The sequence below is a fragment of the Sphingomonas spermidinifaciens genome (assembly GCF_002351485.1).
GTDB lineage: Bacteria > Pseudomonadota > Alphaproteobacteria > Sphingomonadales > Sphingomonadaceae > Sphingomonas > Sphingomonas spermidinifaciens.
In genome coordinates this window covers 21086-40552 of sequence record NZ_NWMW01000001.1, presented here as the reverse complement: position 1 = coordinate 40552, position 19467 = coordinate 21086, and the positions used below count along the sequence as shown (strand labels likewise).

Genomic DNA, 19467 nt, shown 5'->3' with positions numbered 1-19467 from the left:
TCGCTCTCCCTATCCGCCGACTCCTGTCCTGGTCGGAAGCTCGGCCAGCATCGCCGGCGTCAGCACCTGCGGCAGCACGCGCGGCTCGGCGGCGCCAGGCGCGTACCAGAGGTAGAGGGGAACGCCCGCGCGATTGTGCCGCTCGATGAAGCGGCCGAGCGCGGGGTCGCCGTCGGTCCAGTCGCCGACCAGCACCTCGACTCCGCCCCTCTCGAACGCATCGGCGACAGTCGCCGTTTCGATCGCCGCCTTCTCGTTGACCTTGCACGTCACGCACCAGTCGGCGGTGAAATAGGCGAAGACGGGCTTGTTGCCCGCGCGGAGCGATTGCAGCGCATCCTCACTGAACGGCTTGGCGCCGAGGGCCGCGACCTCGGTTGCCGCGGCCGGCTTGCGCTCGACGAGCAGCATCCCACCGAGCGCGAGGACGATGCCGGCGGCCGCCGGCGCCCAGGCGAGGCCCCTGCCCTTCGCCTGCCGCGTACCCGTCCACCAGAGCGCCAGCGCCGCCACGAGCACCGCGCCGAGGCCCAGCACCAGTCCGTCCACCCCCGCCTGCCGCCCCAGCACCCAGGCGAGCGCGAGCGCCGTCAGGAACATCGGCACCGACAGAATGTGGCGGAGCGTCGCCATCCAAGGGCCGGGCTTCGGCAATCGCCGCCGCAGCGCGGGCACGAACCCGATCGCGAGGAACGGCAATGCCAAGCCCAGTCCGAGCCCCGCGAAGATCGTCAGTGCCGCCGCAGTCGGCAGCACCAGCGCCGCGCCCAGCGCCGCCGCCATGAACGGCCCGGTGCAGGGCGTCGCTACGAACGCGGCGAGCGCGCCGGTCATGAACGCGCCGCCCTTGCCGCCCGCCGCCAGCCGGTTGACCGCGCCGGGGGCCGACAGCTCGAACAACCCGGCGAGGTTGAAGGCGATCGCGGTGACGAGGAGGAGCAGCACGAAGATGACGCGCGGGTCCTGAAGCTGGAACGCCCAGCCCACCGTCGCCCCGCCCGCCCGCAGGCCGAGCAGGATGCCGCCGAGCGCGAGGCAGACGGCGATCACGCCCGCCGAGTAAGCCAGTGCCTCGCCCCGCGCCGCGCGTTCGTCGCCGCCGGCGCGCGCGAGGCCGAGCGCCTTGAGGCTGAGGATGGGGAAGACGCACGGCATGACGTTGAGAATCAGCCCGCCCAGCACCGCGCCGGCAAAGGCGACGAGCACCGCGCGCCAGTCGAGCGCCGCCTGCGCCGCCGCAGCGGGTACCGCACCCGGCACCGCTCGCACTTCGAAACCGCGCCCATTATCCAGCGCGAGCACGCCCTCGACCTCTCCCGGTACCTTGCCGCCGCCCTGCGTCTCGATGACGAGGGTATCGCCGGCGCGGCCGACGGTCTGGGGCGCGGCATAGGCGATCGCACCGTCGGTCAGCGGGTAGAAATAGGGGCCGTCCGCCGCCTGGTCCGCAGGCCAGGGCACGCCGATCCGCATCTTTCCGCCCTCGACCGCGAAGGTCGCGGCGCTTCCGAGCGGCTTGGGCATTGCGCGGCGCCACTGGTCGAACTGCGCGCGCCGCTCGGGTGTGATGGAGCCGTCGCCGACGGTCAACACGGTCGATAGCTGCGCGCTTTCGGGCACGCAGATCTCGTTGGTGCAGACGAGATAGTCAGCCTTGACCGCGATCGGCAGACGCGTGCCGGGGGCGAGCCCCGCGGGCAGCTTCAGCCGCACGAATTGCGCAAACGGCCCCTCATAGACGTAATTCATCAGCCCGCCGATCACGAGCCGGTGCGGCACGGGATATTCGAGCGGGCCGGCGGTCACCCCCCCGGGTAGGGTCCAGGCGAGCGTCGTCTCGATCCCCGCGTCGCCGGGGTTTTTCCAGTATCCATGCCAGCCGGGATCGGGCTTCGACGCGAGCGCGAGCGTGACTTCGCCGCCCGGTGCGGGCGAGTCGCTCTCGGCGACAAGTTCGATCGCAAGATGACGCGGCTGCGCGGCAAGTTGCGCCGCCGCGGGGGCGGCGAGGAAACAGGCGGCGAGGAAAGCGAGTAGGCGGCGCATCGCGCGCAACCTACGCCCGCGCGGACGCGAGCGCCACTAGGCCGTTGGTCGCGATGCCGCCGGCACGAGGACAGCAGAAGCGGGACGCCGGGGTCGACGTTGGCATTAAGGGTGACACTATTTCGACGTCATCACCCCGGCCGCCGCCGTGCCGGGGCCCCGCTGCTCTCCGGCTCAGGCCACCAGCGCCCCGTGGCAATGCTTGTACTTGCGGCCCGATCCGCACGGACACGGCGCATTGCGGCTCACCCGGCCTTCCCAGGCGGCGGGATCGTCGCCCAGATCCTCGAGCTCGGGCTGGGGAATCTGGAAGGGAGGAATGACGAGGCCCGACCCGTCCTGATCGTAGGTATCGTCCTCGCCCGTCAGCGGATCGAAGTGATGCGTCAGGAAGTCGGGAAGTTCGGGCAGCGGCGGCGGCGCCTGGAACTGGAACTGGGCATAGGCGAAGGTGCGCGTCACATCCTCGCGAATGCTGTCGAGCATCTTCTCGAACAGGCCGAACGCCTCCTGCTTATATTCGTTGATCGGCGTCTTCTGCGCATAGGCGCGCAGATGGATGATCTGGCGCAGGGCGTCGAGCATCGCCAGATGCTCTTTCCAGTGGTGATCGAGGTTCTGGAGCAGGATCGACTTTTCGATGCCGGCCCAGGTCTCGGGCTCGAGTTCCTTCGCCTTTTCCTCGACCAGCGCGTCGGCGGCCTGGCGGATGCGGTTCTCGATATCCTCGGCTTCAAGCCCGTCCTGCGCGGCGATCCAGTCGGCGACGGGCGCCTCGACATTGAGAACTTCGGCCGCGCGCGCCGTCAGGCCGGCAACGTCCCACTGCTCGGGATAGGTGCCCGGCGGAATGGCCTCGCCAACCAGCGCGTTGACCGTCTCGGCGCGCATGTCGGCGACGACGTCGCCCACCGTCTCGGCATCCATGATGTCGGCGCGCTGCTCGTAGATCACCTTGCGCTGGTCGTTCATCACGTTGTCGTATTCGACGACCTGCTTGCGGATGTCGTAGTTGCGCGCCTCGACCTTCTTCTGCGCGGTCTCGATTGCCTTGGTCAGCCACTTCGATCCGATCGCCTCGCCATCGGCGATGTTCGAGCGCATCATCTTGGCGAACATCGTGTCCGGGCCGAAGATGCGCAGCAGGTCGTCGTCGAGGCTGAGGTAGAAGCGGCTGAGGCCCGGATCGCCCTGACGGCCCGAGCGACCGCGCAGCTGATTGTCGATGCGGCGGCTCTCGTGCCGCTCGGTGCCGAGCACGAACAGGCCGCCGGCGGCGAGCACCTGCTGCTTCTCGGCCTCGATCTCCTCGCGGATGCGCTGGATCGCCGCGTCGCGCTCCGGCCCCTCGGGCACGTCGGCCAGTTCGTCGGCGATGCGGAAGTCGAGATTGCCGCCGAGTTTGATGTCGGTGCCGCGACCCGCCATGTTGGTGGCGATGGTGACCGCGCCCAGTCGGCCCGCCTGGGCCACGATATGCGCCTCGCTTTCGTGATAGCGCGCGTTCAGCACCTTGTGCGGCACGCCCTCGTTCTGGAGATACTCCGAAAGCAGCTCCGACTTCTCGATCGAAACGGTGCCGACCAGCACGGGCTGCCCCTTCTCGCTATGCTCCTTGATCGATCGGGCGATCGCGATGAACTTGTCCTGCAGCGTCTTGTAGAACTGGTCTTCCTCGTCGATGCGCAGCACCGGAACGTTGGTCGGGATCGACACGACGTTCATCTTGTAGATGTCGAAGAACTCGGCCGCCTCGGTCGCGGCGGTACCCGTCATGCCTGAGAGCTTCGGGTACATGCGGAAATAGTTCTGAAAGGTGATCGAGGCGAGCGTCTGATTCTCGGGCTCAATCTGGACGCCTTCCTTGGCCTCGACCGCCTGGTGCAGGCCGTCGGACCAGCGGCGGCCGTCCATCATGCGGCCGGTGAACTCGTCGATGATGACGACCTTCCCGTCCTTCACGATGTAATCGATGTCGCGCTTGAACATCACCACCGCGCGCAGCGCCTGGTTGAGGTGATGGACGACCTGCGTGTTCTCGAAGTCGTAAAGGTTGCTGCCCTGGAGCAGGCCCGCATCCTCGAGCAGCCGCTCGACCTTCTCGGTGCCGTCCTCGGTCAGGACGACCGACTTCTGCTTTTCGTCCTTCTCATAGTCGTCGGGCGTCAGCTGCTTCACGATCGCATCGACGCCGATATAGAGCTCGGACTTGTCGTCGGTCGGGCCGGAGATGATGAGCGGGGTGCGCGCCTCGTCGATCAGCACCGAGTCGACCTCGTCGACGATCGCCATCGAAAAGGGCCGCTGGACCATCGACTCGCGGTCGTACTTCATGTTGTCGCGCAGATAGTCGAAGCCGAACTCGTTGTTCGTGCCATAGGTGATGTCGGCGGCATAGGCGGCGCGGCGCTCGTGATCGGCGAGATTGGGGACGATGACGCCCGTGGTCAGGCCGAGAAAGCCGTAGACGCGCCCCATCTCCTCGGCATCGCGGCGCGCGAGATAGTCGTTGACGGTGATGACGTGGACGCCCTTTTCCGCCAGTGCATTGAGATAGACGGCGAGCGTCGCGACGAGCGTCTTGCCCTCGCCGGTCTTCATCTCGGCAATCTCGCCGCGGTGGAGAACGATGCCGCCGACCAGCTGCACGTCGAAGTGGCGCATGCCGAGCACGCGGACCGACGCCTCGCGCACCGTCGCGAACGCCTCGGGCAGCAGCGCGTCAAGCGTCTCGCCCGCCGCCAGCCGCTCGCGGAAGCGGACGGTCTGTTGCTTGAGCTCGTCATCGCTCATCGCCTGAATGCTCGGCTCGAAGGCGTTGATCTTGTTGACGATGCCGCCGAGCGACTTGACGTAGCGATCGTTCGAGGAGCCGAAAAAGGTCTTGGCAAGGCCGCCGAGCATGGGGATGTCCTGTCTGAAATCTGCGCGCCGCCGGGCGGGATGCGCGCCGGTCGGGGCCGTAACGAAATGGGTAATGCGAAGGGGGCACGCGGGTTCCCGCGGGCGGGCGGGTCAGCCTATTCGCGGCGCCTGACGGGCATGCGCTCGATCGGCAATGCGATGAGGGCGAGGACCTTCGCGACCTGCGTGCGCACCAACGCGGGCGCTGGGCGGATCGCGGCGACCGGATCGCGGCGCTTGGCCGCCTGGACGACCTGCGCGACGCCCGGCCGCGCGATCGTCGCCGCGACGGCGGGCCGCACCGCCCGCACCTCGGCAACGCCGCCGAGCGACAGCCCGGTGAGCGCGGCGAGCAGCGCGTAGAAGATCGGTAACAGGTTCACGCGCCCCATCTATGCGGCGAAAGGCTGAACGTCCACCGAATTGCCGGCGAGGGTGAGCTCAGTTGAGCGGAACGATGATCTCGTCGGGATGCGCGACGTTGAGTTCCTTGCGAACCAGTTCGTCGACCATGTCGGGATTGGCGCCGCGCTTCGGATCGAGCAGCGCGACCTGGTTGCGAAGCGCTGCCCGGCGCTTGTCCAGCTGCGCGAACTCGGCCTCGCGTTTGGCGTAGGCGCGGCTGTATTCGCGGTAGCGCAGCAGGCCGTTCGGCCCCATGACCGCATAATAGCCGAAGAAGCCCATGAAGATGATCGCGAGCGCCGGGATCCCGGCGCTTTGCAACAGGGGCGTCAGGCGGGACTTGGGCGCGCTCGGCATGTTCCGCTTATCATGCCGAACGCGCCGTTAATCAAGCGGTTCGAAGCACGTCCCGCCCGGCATAGCGGCCGACATCGCCCAGTTCCTCCTCGATCCGGATGAGCTGATTATACTTGGCGAGCCGGTCCGAGCGCGCGAGGCTGCCGGTCTTGATCTGACCGCAGTTGGTGGCGACGGCGAGGTCGGCGATCGTCGCGTCCTCGGTCTCGCCCGAACGATGCGACATGACCGCGGTGTAGCGCGAGCGGTGCGCAAGGTTCACCGCTTCCAGCGTCTCGGTCAGCGTGCCGATCTGGTTGACCTTGACGAGCAGCGAGTTGGCGAGCCCGCGCTTAATACCGTCGGCCAGCCGCTCGGGGTTGGTGACGAACAGGTCGTCACCGACCAGCTGCACCTTGTCGCCGATCAGGTCGGTCAGCGCCTTCCACCCCTCGAAATCGTCCTCGCCCATGCCATCCTCGATCGACAGGATCGGGTAGCGCGCGGCAAGGTCGGCGAGATATGCGGCCATTTCGTGCGGCGACAACGTGCGACCCTCGCCCTCAAGATGATAGGCGCCGTCCTTGAAAAACTCGGTCGCGGCGCAGTCTAGCGCGAGCATCACGTCGTCGCCGGGCTTGTACCCGGCCTTCTCGATGCTCGCCATGATGAAGTCGAGCGCATCGGGCGCGCTGGCGAGGTTGGGGGCAAAGCCGCCCTCGTCGCCCACGGCGGTGTTGAGCCCCTTCTCCGACAGGCCCTTCTTCAGCGTGTGGAAGATTTCCGACCCGCAGCGCACCGCCTCCGACAGGCTGTCGGCGCCGACGGGCATGATCATGAATTCCTGGAAATCGATCGGATTGTCGGCGTGCGCGCCGCCGTTGATGATGTTCATCATCGGCACCGGCAGCGTCAGCGCGCCGACCCCGCCGACATAGCGGTAAAGCGGCAGGCCACGCGCGTCCGCCGCCGCCTTGGCGACCGCCAGGCTGACGCCGAGGATCGCATTGGCGCCGAGGCGGCTCTTGTTCGCGGTGCCGTCGAGCTCGATCATCGCCTGATCGACATCGGCCTGATCCTCGGCATCGAGGCCGAGCACCACCTCGGCGATGTCGGTGTTCACTGCCTCGACCGCCTGCGTTACGCCCTTGCCGCCCCAGCGGCTCTTGTCGCCGTCGCGGCGCTCGACCGCCTCGTGCGCGCCGGTCGAAGCGCCCGAGGGGACCGCCGCGCGGCCGAAGCTGCCGTCGTCGAGCAGCACGTCGACCTCGACCGTGGGGTTGCCGCGGCTGTCGAGAATCTGGCGGGCGTGCAGGTCGATGATTGCGGTCACGTAACGGTCTCCCTAAGTTCGGCCGGCGGGTTCGGCGCCGCCCTTAGCCGCCCGACAGCGGGCGCGCAAACGGGGACGGGCGTCGTTTCCGATGGAACCGGCGGCAAGCCGTGCGGTTGTTCGGCAAACGACGGAGGGATTTCAAATGGCTGACACCAACAATGCCGGTTCGCCCGGCGAGCCGACGTTCGAGCCCGCAGTGCCGCTGACCGCCGAAGCCGGCGAGGTCACGTTCGAGCCCGCGACCGCCACCGAGACGCCGAGAACCGCCAAGGACACGATCAAGACCGAGGCGAGCAAGCTCGGCAGCCAGGCAGCCGAGAAGGCGCGCGCCTTTGCCGGCGACGGCAAGGCCAAGGCCTCGGGCGCGCTCAACGACTTCGCCCGCATGATGGAGGATGCCGCCGGTCAGGTCGACAAGAAGCTGGGCGAGCAATATGGCCAGTACGCCCGCTCGGCGGCGCAGTCGCTGGACGGTTTCGCGAGCCAGATCGACGCGAAGGACATCGACGAGCTGCTGGAGGATGTGCGCGGCTTCGTCCGCAAGAGCCCGGCCGTCGCGATCGGCACCGCCGCGGCGCTCGGCTTCGTGCTGGCGCGCGTGGTGAAGGCGGGCATCGAGCCGGCCGACACGACCACCACGACGCCGACCGCCTGACCGGCGTTATGGCCTCGACGCCAACCGACGAACCGGGCATCGCCGCGCTGGCAATGCAGGCGGTCGATGACGCCAAGCGATGGGCGCGCGCCGAAGTCGCCTATGGCAAGGCGCTTGCCGCCGAGCGCGGTAAGGACGCCGGCATCGGCGTCGGCCTTGCGGTTGCTGCGCTGGCCATCGCGCAGGCGGCACTGGCGGCGTTGCTCGTCGGCCTGGTGCTGACGCTGGCGCCGCAGGTCGGCGCCGGCGTCGCGACGCTTATCGTCGTCATCGCGGCACTGATCGTCGTCGCGTTTCTCGGCTGGCTGGGCGTGTCGCGAATCCGGCGAGCCTTTGGCGGTGCGGCATGAGCGCGGCCAAGGCCCGGGCGGAAGCCGACGCGGCGCGCGCCGACCTGCTCGGTGACATCGACCGGCTGAAGGCGCGCCTCTCGCCCGCGACGCTCGTCAATGATGCGGTCGAGAGTGCGCGCGAGAAGGCGATCGATGTCGCCGGACAGACCGTCGAATCCGCGCGGGCGCGGCCCGTGCTCGCCGGATCGGTCGCTGGCGGCGCATTGCTGCTCCTCGCCCGCAAGCCGTTGTTCGCACTCATGCGCAGGCTTTCGCCCGCTCCGCCCCCCGAACCCGACCCCATCGAACTTGTCGAAGGACACCCGTCATGACCGACACCGATCCCAACAAGACCAGCCTGACCGACCGCGCCCGTGAGGCCGCGACCCATGCGGTCGAGGCGACGAAGGAAACGACAACGCACGCGGCCCACGTGACAAAGGAGGCCGCGTCGAAGGCCGCGACCCGCACCGCCGACGGCATCGAGGCGAGCCCACTCGCCGCGCTGCTCGGCGGCGTCGCGATCGGCGTCGCGATCGGCGCGCTCTTGCCGCGCACGCAGCGGGAGGCCGAGGCGCTCGGTCCGCTCGGCAAGCGCCTGACCGACGGGGCCGCCGCCGCTGCTCGTGCCGCGCGCGAGGCGGGCCGGCAGGAGATCGAAGCGCTGATCCCGGATAAGGATGGCGCCAAGGAAAAGGCCACTGCGCTGCTCGGAAACGTCGCCAAGGCGGCGCGCGACGGGGCGAGGTCGGCGGCCTGAGCCCTGGATCTTGCCGTCACCCCGGCATTGAGGCGGGGTGACGGCGAAGGTCGGCACGAACCGGCCTTGAGCCACCGGCCGATTTCGCTATGCGGAGCAGCGAAGCCCGCCGCCAGTGCGGGTACAGCCCCTAGCATCGGAACCTTGGCGCATGAGCAAGCTGCATCTCGTCTTCGGCGGCCGCGTGAGCGATCCGCAGACCCTCGACTTTACCGACCTTAAGGCGCTCGATATCGTCGGCCTGTTTCCCGATTATGCCAGCGCGGAAAAGGCATGGCGCGCCGCCGCGCAGCGGACCGTCGACGATGCCGAGATGAAATATGTCGTCGTCCACCTCCACCGCCTGCTCGAGCCCGATCCGGCGCTCAATCAGGGCGGCTGAGCACGACCCTACAAGGATTTTGGGGTGGCGGGCGGCCCTGCCCGCCTCCTAGTCTCGGGCTATGCAGATGCCGGCTGCCCGCGCCCTCGACACGCTGACCGACAAGGAAAAAGCGACGCTGCGCCTCATCGTGCGCGGCCATGACGCCAAGTCGGCCGCGCGCACGCTCGACCTTTCCGTCCACACAATCAACGAACGGCTGCGCGAGGCGCGTCGCAAGCTCGCCGTGCCCAGCAGCCGCGAGGCCGCGCGCCTGCTGTTCGAGGCCGAGGGCGGCACCCTCGAAAATATAAGGGACAGCGAAATCGGGGAAGGCGCCGAGCTTCCCTCGACCGAAGAAGGCACCGCGCCGACCCGCGGCGCGTCGTGGGCCGGTCGCCCGCGGCTCTTCATCGGAGTGCTCGTCATGACCCTGACTCTCGGCCTGCTCGCCCTGATCGGCCTCTCGCAACCCGCAACCCCGCCGCTGCCCGCGACGCAGCAGGCCACCGCCAACGCCGAGGTCATCGAGGCAGCACAGCGCCTCTTCGCGCTGATCGACGCGAACGACTGGCGCGCGAGCTATCAGCGCTTCGGCGACGACTTTCACAAGCGCAATACCGAACAGGCCTGGACCGCGGCGTCCGAGAAGATGCGCGAGCGCTTCGGCCCGGTGAAATCGCGCAAGTTCGAGTCGTGGGAAGAAGTCCCAGCCCCGCCCGAGGGCTATGAGCTGGTCCGCTTCCGCACGAGCTACGCCAACAAGGCCGACGCGATCGAGCGCGTGGCGTTCGCCCGCGAGGGCGGTACGTGGAAGGTGGTCGGCGTGACGGTGGAATAGGCGTGCTGCGTTAGAGAGGGGCAGCGCTTCGACAGGCTCAGCGCGATCGATTTGGGGCGCGTGGCCCCCACTCCGTTCGGACTGAGCTTGTGGACGTCCTGCACTTCGTCGGCGTTACGCCTCAACCCCGCAGCACCGCCCCCAGCTTGCCCGCCGCGGCGACCACGCGGTCGGCGATGGCCATGAGCTCCGCGTCGGTGAAGCTCTTTTCGCCCGGCTGCAGCACGACCTCGATGGCGAGGCTCTTCATCCCCTCGCCCACGCCCGCGCCCTCGAATACGTCGAACAGACGCGCCTCGACGATCGCCGCCTTGTCCGCGCCGCGCACCGCGCGAACGAGCTGCTCGGCCGACAGCGCCGCCGGTACGACGAAGGCAAAGTCGCGGCGGACCGGCTGAAGCGCCGGCGGGGCATAAGCAAGGCGCATGAAGCCGGAAGAACGCTTGGCCGGAATTGCGTCCGGGTAAAGCTCGACCGCGGCCACCGGCCCGCCGAGGTCGAACGCCTTGGCGACAGAGGGGTGGACGATCCCGAACGCTGCCAGCACCGTCTTCGGGCCCAGCCGCAGCGTGCCCGACTGGCCGGGATGCCAGGCCTCGCCCGCCTCACCCAACACCTGCAGGTTGGCGACCGGCGCGCCAGCTGCCTCAAGCAGCGCCAGCGCCTCCGCCTTGGCGTCGAAGGCATCGAATGCCTTAGCCTTGCCGCCCTGCCAGCCGCGCGGAGTGCGCTCGCCCGCGAGCACCACCGCCAGCGTCGGCCGCTCGGCGTCGGCCAGATAGCGGCGGCCGAACTCGAAGAGCCGAACGCCCGTGGCGCCGCGCGACAGGTTGCGCTGCGCGGCGGCCAGCAGGCCGGGGAGCAGCGACGGGCGCATGACCTTCATGTCCTCGCTGATCGGGTTGGCGAGCGTCCACGCGCCGCCGCCGAAGATGTCGGCCTGAGCCGCGGGCACGAAGCTCCAAGTGACCGCCTCGTTCAGCCCGCGCGCGGCGGCGGCGCGGCGCAGGCGGCGCTCGGTGCGCTGCTCGGGCGTCGCGGTCGGGCGCGCCACGCCCTCGGCGCGGGGGAGCGGCGTCGAGGGCACATTGTCGAGCCCCTCGATCCGGATCACTTCCTCGACGATGTCGGCGGGGCCGTCGACGTCGCGCCGCCACGTGGGCGGCGTCACGTGCCAGTCGTCGGTCACGTCGAAGCCCAGCGCTTCGAGGATCGCGCGCTGGCGCTCCTCAGTGACGTCGAGACCACCAAGCGTCAGGGCGAGCAACGGGTTGTAGACGAAGCTCGCACGCTCGACCGGCGGCTGGCCCGCGCGGGTGACGCCGCTCGCGCGACCGCCGCACAGGTCGAGAACCATCCGCGTAGCGATCGCCAGCCCGTCCCCGAGGAAGGCGGGATCGACGCCGCGCTCGAACCGCGCGCGCGCGTCGCTCGTCAGGTTCAGCGCCTGCCCCGTGCGCGCGATCGCCTCGGGCGTGAAATAGGCGCATTCGATCAGCACGTCGGTCGTCGCCTCGATGACGCCCGAGTCCTCGCCGCCCATGATGCCGCCGATGTCGTGGACATGGGCATCGTCGGCGATGACGGTCATCCCCTCGGCGAGCGTATAGGTCTTGCCGTTGAGCGCGAGCACTTGCTCACCCGCCTTCGCCGCCCGCGCGACGAGACCCCCGGTCAGCTTGGCGCGGTCATAGACGTGAAGCGGGCGGCCGAGGTCGAACATCACATAGTTAGTGATGTCCACTAGCGCGGAGATCGGCTTTTGCCCGATCGCCTTGAGCCGCCGCTGCATCCAGTCGGGCGAGGCGCCGTTGGTCACGCCACTCACATTTTGTGCGAAGAACGCCGGGCAACCCGCGGGATCGTGGGTGCGAACGTCGGGCCCAGCGCCCTCGCCCGCCACCGGCTCAACCGCCAGCGGCTTGAGCGTCCCCAGCCCCGCCGCGGCGAGGTCGCGGGCGATGCCGCGCACGCCCATGCAGTCCTGGCGGTTGGGCGTCACCGCCACCTCGATCACCGGATCGCCAAGCCCGGCATAGTCGGCGAAGGGCGTGCCGACCGGCGCATCCGCCGCCAGCTCGATGATGCCGTCATGATCGTCGCCAAGCTCGAGCTCGCGGCTCGAGCACATCATGCCGTTCGATTCAACGCCGCGGATCGCCGAGACGCGCAGCTGCATCCCGTTGGCCGGCACCACCGCACCGGGCGTGCCGAGCACCCCGACCAGGCCTGCGCGCGCATTGGGTGCGCCGCAGACCACCTGAAGGGCCACGCCATCGCCGGTATCGACCGACAGCACCTGCAGCTTGTCGGCCTGCGGATGCCGCTCCGCCGTCAGCACGCGCGCGACACGGAAACCGGCTAAACGCTCGGCGGGATCGTCGACCCCCTCGACCTCCAGCCCGATGCGCGTCAGCGCAGTCAGGATCGTCGGCAGATCGGCCTCGGTTTCGAGGTGATCCTTGAGCCAGCTCAGCGTGAACTTCATTGTTTCAACCCGTCACCCCAGCAAGGCTGGGGTCTTTCCGTGATAGAGCGTTGCGCGTCGCAACGAGGCGACCCCAGCCTTCGCCGGGGTGACGTGTGTTTTCAGGCCGCCACCCCGACCCCACCCGACAGCGTCGGCACGTCGAGCGCGGCGAAGCCATAATGCCGAAGCCAGCGCAGGTCGCCGTCGAAGAAGGCGCGCAGGTCCTCCATGCCGTATTTGAGCATCGCGAGCCGATCGACGCCGGTGCCGAAGGCGAAGCCCTGCCACTCGTTGGGATCGAGCCCGCACGCCTCAATCACCTTGCGATGGACCATCCCGCTGCCCAGCACCTCGAGCCAGCCCTCGCTGCCGCCGATCACGCGCTTGCCGTTCACCATCGTATAGCCGACATCGACCTCGACCGAGGGCTCGGTGAAGGGGAAGTAGCTGGACCGCAGCCTGAGGACGATGTCGTCGCGCTCGAAAAAAGCCTTGAGGAAGGTCTCGAGCGTCCATTTGAGGTGACCGAGGGTGATGCCGCGATCAATCACCAGCCCCTCGATCTGGTGGAACATCGGCGTGTGCGTCGCATCGCTGTCGCTGCGATAGACGCGGCCCGGCGCGATGATGCGGATCGGCGGCTTGTCCTTGAGCATCGTGCGGATCTGCACCGGCGAAGTGTGCGTGCGCAGCAGCATCCGCTTCTCCCCAGCCTCGGGGAAATAGAAGGTATCGTGCATCGCCCGCGCGGGATGCGTCTCGGGAATGTTGAGCGCCGAGAAATTGTGCCAGTCGTCCTCGATCTCCGGTCCGCTCGCCACCGCGAAGCCCAGGTCGGCGAAAATCTCTGCGAGTTCGTCCATCACCTGACTGACCGGATGGACGCTGCCGGGCGCGATGCGGTCGACAGGCAGCGTCATGTCGAGCGTCTCGGCCGCAAGCTTCCCATCGAGCGCCGCGCGCTCCAGCGCCGCCTTGCGATCGCCGATCGCCCCGGTCACCGCCTCGCGCAGCGCATGGATCGCCGGCCCTTCGACCAGCCGCTCTTCCGGCGTCATGCCGCCCAGCGACTTGAGAAGGGCGGTGACCCGCCCCTGCTTGCCCAGCGCCTCGACACGAATCGCCTCGACCGCCTCGATGCTCGCCGCGCCTTCGACGCGCGCGAGGAGGTCGACCTGAAGGGTTTGAAGCTCGCTCATCATAGTCCTTTGCGGTTCCCAAGCGACCGCTCGCGCCTGCGAAACCCCATGCGGCCGCGCAAATCAACCCTAGCCTGTATCGAGGGGCGCTGGCAGTAGGCTGGGGCCATGGCCGCCCCCCTCTACCGCCCCGCCCTGTTCGCGCTCGATCCCGAAAAGGCGCACCGCCTGACGATCCGGATGCTGTCGGCCTGGGGCACGGCGGGGACGCCCCTCGCGGCGCGTCCGAAGGCGAAGCCGGTCCGCATCGCCGGGCTGGACTTCCCCAACCCCGTCGGCCTCGCTGCAGGCGTGGACAAGGATGCGGAGGCGATCGACGGCTTCCTGGGTCTGGGCTTCGGCTTCGTCGAGGTGGGGACGCTGACCCCGCGGCCGCAGGCGGGCAATCCGCAGCCGCGGCTATTCCGGCTGGTCGAGGACGAGGGCGTCGTCAACCGAATGGGGTTCAACAATGGCGGCATCGACGCCGCCCTGCCCCGCATCCGCGCAGCGCGGCGCAAGGCGGGCATCCTCGGCATCAACGTGGGCGCCAACAAGGACTCGACCGACCGCATCGCCGACTATGCCGCGGCGGTGGCGAAGGTCGCGTCGCTCGCCGACTATGTGACGATCAACATCAGCTCGCCCAACACGCCGGGCCTGCGCGACCTCCAGTCCCAGCCGGAGCTGGGCGAGCTGCTGGCCGCCAGTGACGATGCCCGGCGCGGGGGCGGCGAGCGGGTGCCGCTGTTCCTCAAGATCGCGCCCGACCTCGACTCCTCGGGCCTCGACGTCGTGGTGCGCGCGGCGATCGACCATGGCATCGACGCGCTGATCGTCTCGAACACCACGCTCTCCCGGCCCGACACGCTCCGCTCGGCGAACGCGGCGGAGACCGGCGGGCTTTCGGGCAAGCCGCTCGCCCCACTCGCGCGCCGGATGCTGGCCGACACGGTCGCGGCGACGGGCGGGCAGGTGCCGATCATCTCGGCGGGCGGGATCGATTCGGCGGCGGAGGCGCAGGCGCGGCTCGATGCGGGGGCGTCGCTGGTGCAGCTCTATTCCGCGCTCGTATATCACGGGCCGGGGCTGGCGGCGAAGATCGTGCGCGGGCTCAGGCGGTGACGATTCGCCCGTCCTGAACGGCCACGGGCCACCGCGTCAGCCGCGTGCCGGGGCATGGTCCGCCCAGGCACTCGCCGTCCTCCACCCGGAACACCGCACCGTGCCAGCTGCACACGATGCGATCGCCGCCGGGCGAGAGATAGCCGTCGAGTTGCTGCGCCAGCGGCACGCCCATGTGCGGGCAGCGATCGACATAGCCGATGACGTCATGGCCTCGCCGCACGACGAAGCCGTGAAAGCGCCCGGCGCGCAGCTGGAGCACGAAGTTGCGCGCGGCCCCGTCGTCGATCAGGTCGAGCGGCCCGAGCGTCACCCCCGCGGGGGTCGCGAACACACGCGCGCCGGCGGGCGCCTCACTCATCCGGGCAGCTTCGCCTTGGGAAACGGCGCCCAGGCCGCGTCATAGTCGGGCTGCGCGGTAGCCAGCGCATGCGGCGTCGGGCGATAGGGCCAGCAGCTTTCGACCATGAATGCCATGGTGCCATCGATCCGGTGCGGCTTCAGGTCGGCGGCGCTCGCCTTTTCCCACGTCGCCACGTCGGGACCGTGCCCGGCCATCAGGTTGTGGAGACTGAGGCCACCGGGCCGAAAGCCCTCCGCCTTGGCGTCGTAGGCACCGTGGATCAGGCCCATCGCCTCCGACATCACGTTGCGGTGGAACCAGGGCGGGCGGAACGTGTCCTCCGCCACCATCCAGCGCGGCGGGAAGATCACGAAGTCGGCATTCGCACGGCCGGGCACGTCGCTGGGGCTGGTCAGCACGGTGAAGATCGACGGATCGGGATGGTCGAAGCTGACGGTGTTGATCGTGTTGAACCGCGCTAGATCATAGCGATAGGGCGCGCAGTTTCCATGCCATGCAACAACGTCGAGCGGGCTGTGGTCGAGCGTGGTCATCCAGAGCGCGCCCATGAACTTCTGGATGACCTCGAATGGCTCGTCGCGATCCTCGAACCAGGCGACGGGCGTCACGAAATCGCGAGGGTTGGCAAGGCCGTTGGCGCCGATCGGACCGAGATCGGGCAGCCGGAACAGCGCGCCGTGGTTCTCGGCGACATAGCCGCGCGCCGTGCCGTCGGGCAGCAGCGCGCGGAAACGCACGCCGCGCGGCACGACGGCGATCTGGCCCGGCGACAGGTCGATGCGCCCCATTTCGGTCAGCAGTGTCAGCCGGCCCTGCTCGGGGATGAAGAGCAATTCGCCGTCCGCATTCTGGAACACGCGCGCATCCATGTCGCGATCGGCAGCATAGATGTGGAGCGCAACGCCCTCCAGATCGGCGGGCGGCCGATTGGTCAGCATCGTCGTCATGCCGTCGATGAGATCGACGTCGGTCGCCATCGGCTGCGGGTCCCAGCGCAGGCGGTTGGGGGCGAGCCGCGTATCGCCGGACTCAGGCGCAAACTTCCGGGCACGCTCATAGCGAATGAACGGCGGATGCTCGGCGGTCGGGCGCAGGCGGTAGAGCCATGAGCGCCGGTTCTCATGCCGGGGGGCGGTGAAGGCGGTGCCGGAGAGTTGCTCGGCATAGAGGCCGAAGGCAGGCCGCTGCGGCGAGTTGCGCCCGATCGGCAGCGCACCGGGCACCGCCTCGGTCGAGACGTGGTTGCCGAAGCCGGGGATGTAATCTTCGCTCATCGTGTGCCTCTCCCCTTCTGCGCATCCTCAGGCCCGCAGGGGCTTGGTCGGAACTGGGTGAGGGTAAGCGCCCGCGATGCTAGCGCATAATCCCTCACCCAAGCGACGCTATCTCGCTTTCGCGGCGGAGCATCGGTATCCCTCTCCCGCAACGGGAAAAGGCTTGGGTTCACGCATCAACGGTGATGACCCCGCGGCGGATCTGATCCAGCTCGATCGATTCGTACAGCGCCTGGAAATTGCCGTTGCCGAAGCCCTCATTACCCTTGCGCTGGATGATCTCGAAGAAGATCGGGCCAAACTGGTTCTCGGTGAAGATTTGGAGGAGGATGCCCTCTTTGCCCGCATCGCCATCGATCAGGATGCGGTTCCGCTTGAGGCGCTCCAGATCCTCGCCATGCCCCGGCACGCGCTTGTCGACGAGCTCGTAATAGGTCTCGATCGTGTCCTGAAGCTTGACGCCGCGCGCCCGCAGCTTCTCGACCGTCGTGTAGATATCGTCGGTGGTGAAGGCGAGGTGCTGGATTCCCTCGCCATTGTAATCGCGGATGAACTCCTCGATCTGGCTCTTGTCGTCCTGGCTTTCGTTCAGCGGGATGCGGATCGCCTTATCGGGGGCGATCATCGCCTGGCTGAACAGGCCGGTCGCCTTGCCCTTGATATCGAAATACTTCTGCTCTTCGAAATTGAAGATCCGGTTGTAGAACTCGGACCAGACGCGCATCTGGCCGCGCTTCACATTATGGGTCAGGTGGTCGAGCAGGTCGAGGCCGACCGAATTGCGCGCTTCGGCTTCCTCGGCGCCCTCGATCGGCGTCCAGTCGTCGTAGAGGCCGCCTGCCGCGCCGTGACGATCGACGAGGTACAGCATCGAACCGCCGATCCCCTCGAGCGCATAGCCCTCGCCCAGCGCGCCGCGGCTTGCGTCGGCGGGCGTCGCGCCGCGCCCTACGGCGTTGTCGAAAGCCGCCTTGGCGTCGGCGACCCGGAACGCCATGCCCGCCGCCGACGGGCCATGCGCGGCACGGAAGTCGGCGGCATGCCCTTCGGACATCCGGTTGAGAAGAAGGTTGATGCGTCCCTGTTTGAACCGGACCACGTCACGCGCCGGGTGGTTCGAGAAGGCAGTGAAGCCCATCGCCTCCAGCTGTTCCGCCATCCGGTCGGGATCGGCCGAGGTGAACTCGCAGAACTCAAACCCGTCGAGCCCCAGCGGATTGACGTCCATATGCGCCACGGCACTCTCCATAGATGGTATCAGTTGATACGAATATCGCGCGATTGCCACTGTCGGTCAAGCTAAACGGAACCGCGCACCTTCCCGCGCATTCGCAAGCCGACAACAGGCAGGAGGATTGCATGCGGAGCGGAATGACAGCGGTACTGGCGGGCGTTGCGCTCGCGGCCTGTACGATGAACGGCGGCGGCGGCGGCGCGGAGCCGACGGCTGTGGCTGACCTCATCACCGCCAATGGACAATCGGTCGGCCGCGCGACAGCAACCGCGATGACCGACGGCATCCAGATCGTCGTCGAGGGCCGCGCTATGCCGCCCGGTGCGCATGGCGCGCATGTCCACACCGTCGGACGCTGCGATGCGCCGACGTTCGAGACGGCGGGCGGTCACTGGAACCCGATGGCCAAGAAGCACGGCATGGAGAATCCCGCCGGTCCGCACGCGGGTGACATGCCCAATCTCGACGTCGGCTCGGATGGCGGCGGCGTGCTGACCGTCACGCTGCCCGGCGGCACGTTCGACGGGCTGTTCGACGGCGACGGATCGGCGATGATGATCCATAGCGGTCCCGACGACATGCGCACCGATCCGGCGGGCAACAGCGGCAGCCGAATCGCCTGTGGCGTATTTCGCCGCGCCTGATGACATAACGATCCTGCACGCAGCAGCTGGGCTAAGGCGCGGCGAATGCCGGCGTGCCGCGATTTTTGTCATTTCCGTACAAGACCGACTCGGCGGCCGACGGGTAGACGACCGCTGCGACCCAAGAGGTTCCTAACAGGGGCCTTTTTCTCGGAGCGGCCATCTCTTCACGGGATGGCCGCTCCTTTTTTATGCGCGCATTTGCTCCACATCGGATGGTTGCTTGCGCATTAGTGCTTCCCCTTGCTGATCTGGTTTAGCAAAGATCGTCGCGCGGGCGCCTCGGGGGCATCAGGGTCGCGCCGCGAACGGGGAAGCAACGCCGTATGCAACTCGAGTTTCTGCAGCCCTCGGCTGCGGTCGCGTCGCTCGTGACGATCTTCTATCTCTACCGCTCGGACGAACCCGTGATCGACGGCATCGAGCGCGCCGACGTGGGACAAATCCGCTTCATGCTCAAGGGCCAGGGGCAATTGTTCTTTCCCGATGGTCATGCCGAGCCATCCTGTCCCATCATGATCAACGGTCCGGGCACCGGCGCGGCGGCTTACCGCGTCGATGGCCCCTTTCACTGCTTCGGTGCGGCGCTCCGGCCGCAGGGCTGGGGCGCGCTGATCGGCATCCCCGCGCACGAACGCGCCGATCGCGTGACCGATGGCGAGGCCGTGTTCGGCGCGGCGGGCACGGCACTGCTCGACGCGCTCCGCGGCGAAACGTCGGTCGAGGCGATGGCGGCGCTCGTCGAACGCTTCCTTCTCGCGTGCGCCCGGTCGATCCCGCCCGAGCATCAGCGGCTTTGCGAGACCGTCCGCAAATGGCTCGCCGCAAGCGAGGCGCCGCGCGTGGCGGCGCTGTTCGATGCGATCCCCCTCTCGTCACGCCAAGTCGTGCGTCTGGTGAACCATTATTTCGGTGCCCCGCCCAAGTTGCTCGAGCGCAAGTTCAGGGCGCTGCGTGCCGCGACCGCCCTTGCCGACGGCGGCGACCCGCGCGAGGTCGCCGAACTCTTCTACGATCAGTCGCACATGATCCGCGAGATCAAGCACTTCACCGGCCACACGCCGGGCACGCTCGCCTCGCGCATGGACCCGGTGCTGGCGATGACGCTGTCACCCGCCGCGTTCAACGAGCTGTCACCGCCCGAGCAGCCTTGACCCCCTGCCCCTTCGCGCCCACATGGCAATCGGAACGAAACGATCCGA

19 protein-coding genes are annotated in these 19467 nt (G+C 68.2%); 9 read left to right on the top strand and 10 right to left on the bottom strand.

What is annotated here, in order from left to right; all coding sequences use genetic code 11:
- Positions 1–9 precede the first annotated feature (9 nt).
- From COC42_RS00205 to eno, 5 genes are all read right to left on the bottom strand, one after another.
- A complete protein-coding gene (locus COC42_RS00205; RefSeq protein ID WP_096341309.1) occupies positions 10–2046 on the bottom strand; it encodes a protein-disulfide reductase DsbD family protein in 2037 nt (678 codons plus the stop codon).
- Positions 2047–2220: 174 nt separating this feature from the next.
- Positions 2221–4950 carry a preprotein translocase subunit SecA gene (gene secA / locus COC42_RS00200; protein WP_096341308.1) on the bottom strand — a complete coding sequence of 910 codons (2730 nt, stop codon included), beginning with the start codon at positions 4948–4950 and terminating at the stop codon, positions 2221–2223.
- Positions 4951–5066: 116 nt separating this feature from the next.
- Complete coding sequence (locus tag COC42_RS00195) at positions 5067–5333, bottom strand: hypothetical protein (RefSeq protein ID WP_141395747.1); 267 nt, start codon at positions 5331–5333, stop codon at positions 5067–5069.
- Between the two features lie 58 nt (positions 5334–5391).
- On the bottom strand, positions 5392–5712 hold the full coding sequence (locus COC42_RS00190) for an FtsB family cell division protein (RefSeq protein ID WP_245843742.1): 321 nt from the start codon (positions 5710–5712) through the stop codon (positions 5392–5394).
- A 31-nt stretch (positions 5713–5743) separates the two neighbouring features.
- Positions 5744–7024, bottom strand: a complete 1281-nt coding sequence (gene eno / locus COC42_RS00185) for a phosphopyruvate hydratase (RefSeq protein WP_096341306.1) — start codon at positions 7022–7024, stop codon at positions 5744–5746.
- 145 nt (positions 7025–7169) lie between these two features.
- Between eno and COC42_RS00180 the strand changes: the two genes are divergently transcribed.
- From COC42_RS00180 to COC42_RS00155, 6 genes are all read left to right on the top strand, one after another.
- Positions 7170–7682, top strand: a complete 513-nt coding sequence (locus COC42_RS00180) for a hypothetical protein (protein ID WP_096341305.1) — start codon at positions 7170–7172, stop codon at positions 7680–7682.
- A gap of 8 nt (positions 7683–7690) precedes the next feature.
- Positions 7691–8032 carry a phage holin family protein gene (locus COC42_RS00175; RefSeq protein ID WP_096341304.1) on the top strand — a complete coding sequence of 114 codons (342 nt, stop codon included), beginning with the start codon at positions 7691–7693 and terminating at the stop codon, positions 8030–8032.
- Positions 8029–8346, top strand: a complete 318-nt coding sequence (locus COC42_RS00170) for a DUF3618 domain-containing protein (protein WP_096341303.1) — start codon at positions 8029–8031, stop codon at positions 8344–8346. Before COC42_RS00175 ends, COC42_RS00170 begins: the two co-directional genes overlap by 4 nt.
- Positions 8343–8774: a hypothetical protein gene (locus COC42_RS17830; protein ID WP_245843741.1), complete on the top strand. Its 432-nt coding sequence runs from the start codon at positions 8343–8345 to the stop codon at positions 8772–8774. The genes COC42_RS00170 and COC42_RS17830 overlap by 4 nt, the downstream gene beginning before the upstream one ends.
- 151 nt (positions 8775–8925) lie before the next feature.
- Positions 8926–9156 (top strand): DUF4170 domain-containing protein, encoded by a 231-nt coding sequence (locus tag COC42_RS00160; protein ID WP_096341302.1) that lies wholly within the window; start codon positions 8926–8928, stop codon positions 9154–9156.
- 67 nt (positions 9157–9223) lie between these two features.
- Positions 9224–9976: a helix-turn-helix domain-containing protein gene (locus COC42_RS00155; protein WP_176484519.1), complete on the top strand. Its 753-nt coding sequence runs from the start codon at positions 9224–9226 to the stop codon at positions 9974–9976.
- Positions 9977–10097: 121 nt separating this feature from the next.
- Here COC42_RS00155 and pheT read toward each other — a convergent pair whose 3' ends face one another.
- Together pheT and pheS are read right to left on the bottom strand one after the other, a co-directional pair.
- Positions 10098–12464 carry a phenylalanine--tRNA ligase subunit beta gene (pheT, locus tag COC42_RS00150; protein WP_096341300.1) on the bottom strand — a complete coding sequence of 789 codons (2367 nt, stop codon included), beginning with the start codon at positions 12462–12464 and terminating at the stop codon, positions 10098–10100.
- 101 nt (positions 12465–12565) lie between these two features.
- Positions 12566–13645, bottom strand: a complete 1080-nt coding sequence (gene pheS / locus COC42_RS00145) for a phenylalanine--tRNA ligase subunit alpha (RefSeq protein WP_096342972.1) — start codon at positions 13643–13645, stop codon at positions 12566–12568.
- 108 nt (positions 13646–13753) lie between these two features.
- Between pheS and COC42_RS00140 the strand changes: the two genes are divergently transcribed.
- Entirely contained in the window at positions 13754–14749 is a 996-nt protein-coding gene (locus tag COC42_RS00140; protein ID WP_096341299.1) for a quinone-dependent dihydroorotate dehydrogenase, read from the top strand.
- Here the strand turns inward: COC42_RS00140 and COC42_RS00135 are convergent.
- The 3 genes from COC42_RS00135 to hppD all read right to left on the bottom strand — a co-directional run bounded on the left by COC42_RS00135 (position 14739) and on the right by hppD (position 17615).
- Entirely contained in the window at positions 14739–15110 is a 372-nt protein-coding gene (locus COC42_RS00135) for a Rieske (2Fe-2S) protein (protein WP_096341298.1), read from the bottom strand. The genes COC42_RS00140 and COC42_RS00135 overlap by 11 nt on opposite strands.
- Positions 15107–16387, bottom strand: a complete 1281-nt coding sequence (hmgA, locus tag COC42_RS00130; RefSeq protein ID WP_096341297.1) for a homogentisate 1,2-dioxygenase — start codon at positions 16385–16387, stop codon at positions 15107–15109. The genes COC42_RS00135 and hmgA overlap by 4 nt, the downstream gene beginning before the upstream one ends.
- Positions 16388–16556: 169 nt before the next feature.
- The gene (gene hppD, locus COC42_RS00125; RefSeq protein ID WP_096342971.1) at positions 16557–17615 is read right to left on the bottom strand and encodes a 4-hydroxyphenylpyruvate dioxygenase; all 1059 of its coding nucleotides are present in this window, start codon (positions 17613–17615) and stop codon (positions 16557–16559) included.
- Positions 17616–17746: 131 nt separating this feature from the next.
- Between hppD and COC42_RS00120 the strand changes: the two genes are divergently transcribed.
- Both COC42_RS00120 and COC42_RS00115 read left to right on the top strand, forming a co-directional pair.
- Positions 17747–18265 (top strand): superoxide dismutase family protein, encoded by a 519-nt coding sequence (locus COC42_RS00120; RefSeq protein WP_096342970.1) that lies wholly within the window; start codon positions 17747–17749, stop codon positions 18263–18265.
- Between the two features lie 326 nt (positions 18266–18591).
- A complete protein-coding gene (locus COC42_RS00115) occupies positions 18592–19419 on the top strand; it encodes a DUF6597 domain-containing transcriptional factor (protein ID WP_096341296.1) in 828 nt (275 codons plus the stop codon).
- The last annotated feature ends 48 nt before the right edge of the window (positions 19420–19467 follow it).